The sequence below is a fragment of the Streptomyces sp. NPDC003691 genome (genome assembly GCF_053981115.1).
On record NZ_JBSFNQ010000204.1, the window covers coordinates 1 to 3307 of the forward strand.

1 protein-coding gene is annotated in these 3307 nt (G+C 71.9%); it reads left to right on the forward strand.

Annotation, left to right across the window (positions count from 1 at the left end; genetic code table 11):
- Nucleotides 1–3307, forward strand: a 3307-nt coding sequence (locus tag ACWDR0_RS34705; RefSeq protein ID WP_456355823.1) for a type I polyketide synthase, incomplete at both ends; no start/stop codon positions are given.

Below are 3307 nucleotides of genomic sequence, written 5' to 3' on the forward strand. Positions count from 1 at the left end.
TCGCGGAGCGTCTGCTGGGTGAGCTGTCGGGCGAGGTCGCCGCTCTGGTGCCGGATGCGGTGCTGCCTTCGGTGGTGTCGGTGGACGACGATCCGATCGTGATCGTCGGTATGAGCTGCCGCTACCCCGGTGGTGTGGGTTCGCCCGAGGACCTCTGGAACCTCGTCGCCTCGGGCGCGGACACGGTCTCCGACTTCCCGACCGACCGTGGCTGGGACCTCGGCGCCCTCTTCGCGGGCGACGACTCCCCGGGCACCTCGACCGCCCACAGCGGCGGATTCCTCAAGGGTGCGGGGGAGTTCGACCCGGGATTCTTCGGGATCTCCCCGCGCGAGGCACTGGCGATGGACCCGCAGCAGCGGCTGCTCCTGGAGACCTCCTGGGAGGCGGTGGAGCGGGCCGGTATCGACCCGGTGTCGCTCCGCGGCAGCCGTACCGGCGTCTTCGTGGGGACGAACAGCCAGGACTACGCGACGCTGCTGATGTTCGCGGAGGACGACCTCAGCGGACACGTCGGTACGGGCAACGCGGCCAGCGTCGTCTCGGGCCGTCTCTCATACACCTTCGGTCTCGAAGGCCCGGCCGTCACGGTCGACACGGCCTGCTCCTCGTCGCTGGTGGCGCTGCATCTGGCGGTGCAGGCGCTGCGGCAGGGAGAGTGCACGCTCGCGCTGGCCGCCGGTGCCACGGTGATGGCGACCCCCGGCACCTTTATCGAGTTCTCGCGGCAGCGGGGGCTTGCGGAGGACGGCCGGTGCAAGGCGTTCGCGGCCGCCGCCGACGGCACCGGCTGGGGCGAAGGCGTCGGCGTACTCCTGGTGGAGCGGCTCTCCGACGCCCGCCGCAACGGTCACCAGGTCCTCGCGGTCGTCCGCGGCAGCGCCGTCAACCAGGACGGCGCGTCCAACGGGCTCACCGCCCCCAACGGTCCCGCGCAGCAGCGCGTCATCCGCCAGGCCCTCGCCTCCGCCGGTCTCTCCGCGTCGGACGTGGACCTGGTCGAGGCCCATGGCACCGGCACCCGCCTCGGCGACCCCATCGAAGCCCAGGCGGTGCTGGCGACCTACGGCCAGGACCGGCCGGAGGACCGGCCGCTCCGGCTGGGTTCGCTGAAGTCGAACATCGGTCATACGCAGTCGGCTTCGGGTGTCGGCGGTGTCATCAAGATGGTGATGGCGCTGCGGCACGGAGTCATGCCGCAGACCCTGCACGTGGACGAGCCGACACCGCATGTCGACTGGTCGGCGGGCGCGGTCGAGCTGCTGACCGAGGCCCGCGCCTGGGAGTCGGACCGTGCCCGCCGGGCGGGCGTGTCGTCGTTCGGAATGAGCGGCACCAACGCCCACGTCATCATCGAGCAGGCCCCCGACACCCCGCACAGCACGGAGGAGCACGCCGGGAAGCCGGTCCGCGAACTCCCGCTCCTGCCGGTCGTGGTGTCCGGCGCGGACGAGACCGCACTGCGCGAGCAGGCGCGGCGGCTGAACGAGACCGCCGAAGCCCGCCCGCTCGACCTGGCCTACTCCACCGCGACCACCCGCTCGGCGCTGGACCACCGTGCCGTGGTGCTCGCCGGAGACGGGGCCGGGCTCACGGCAGGTCTGGCAGCCCTGGCCGAGGGCCGCACCCTGACCGGAGTCGTAAACGGCACAACTGCCGAGGGGCAGTTGGCGTTCTTGTTCAGTGGTCAGGGCAGTCAGCGCGTCGGTATGGGACGTGAGCTGTACGAGACGTTCCCGGTCTATGCGGAGGCGTTCGACGCGGTCTGCGCCCATCTGGACACGGAACTCGACCGTCCGCTCCGCGATGTGGTGTTCGGCGAGGACGCCGAGCTGCTGAACCGGACCGAGTTCACGCAGGCGGCGCTGTTCGCGGTCGAGGTGGCGCTGTTCCGGCTGGTCGAGTCCTGGGGTGTCCGCCCCGACTATCTCGCCGGTCATTCGGTGGGCGAGCTTGCGGCGGCGCATGTGGCCGGGGTGCTGTCCCTGGCGGACGCGTGCACGCTGGTGGCGGCGCGCGGCCGGCTGATGGGTGCGCTGCCCGAGGGCGGCGCGATGGTCGCCGTAGAAGCCTCCGAGGAGGACGTACGCCCCCACCTGACCGATGGCATCGACATTGCGGCGGTCAACGGCCCGCGCTCGGTGGTCCTGTCCGGCGACGAGGACGCGGTCCTCAAGCTGGCGGCCGAGTGGAAGAACAAGCGTCTTCGCGTCAGCCACGCTTTCCACTCGCACCTGATGGACCCGATGCTGGCCGAGTTCCGTACGGTCGCCGAGGGACTCTCCTACGAGCCCGCCCGGATTCCCGTCGCGGGCCAGCCCTCCCACGTCGACGCCGAGTACTGGGTACGGCACGTCCGCGACGCGGTCCGCTTCCACGACGCCGTCGAGCAGCTCCGTACCGAGGGCGTGACGTCCTTCCTGGAGATCGGTCCGGACGGGATCCTGTCCGCCCTGGCCGAAGGCGGCGTCCCGCTGCTCCGCCGCGACCGCCCCGAGACGGAGTCCGCGCTCACCGCCCTGGCCCGCCTCCACACCACCGGCACCCCCGTCGACTGGGAGGCGTTCTTCGCCGGTACCGGCGCCCGGCGCACCGACCTGCCCACCTACGCCTTCCAGCGCAAGCACTACTGGCCGCGCCTCAAGCGGTCCGACGAGGCACTGGAAGCCCTGCGGTACCGCGTCGACTGGAAGCCCCTCGGGGATCCGGCCGCCGGGGTGCTCCCGGGGCAGTGGCTGGTGGTCGCCGCCCCCGGCGACCGGCGGACCGAGGCCGTACGGAACGCTCTCGCCGACCGCGGCGCCGAACCCGTACTGCTGGAGGTCACGGACACCGCGCTGCTCACCAAGCATCTGCACGAATACGCGCAGTGCGACGGCGTGGTGTCGCTGCTGACCGGTGTCGAGTCCGCTCTCGCGCTCGTTCAGGCCGTTGAGTCGGCGGCCGTCACCGCGCCCCTGTGGCTGGTCACCAGTGACGCGGTCGCCGTCGAGAAGGCCGATGTCGTCGACAGCGACGAGGCCGCCGTCTGGGGTCTGGGCCGGGTCATGGGCCTGGAGCAGCCCGACCGCTGGGGCGGTCTGGTCGATGTGCCGGCCGTGCTCGACGCGACCACCGCGGCCCGTCTTGTCGCCGTGCTCTCGGGCTCCGCGGGCGACGACGAGGACCAGCTTGCCGTCCGCCCGTCCGGTATCCACGGCAGGCGTCTCGCGCGTGCGCCGTTTGGGCGGGTGGTGCGGGAGTGGCGTCCGCGGGGGACGGTGTTGGTGACGGGTGGTTCGGGTGCGTTGGGTGGTGCGGTTGCTGG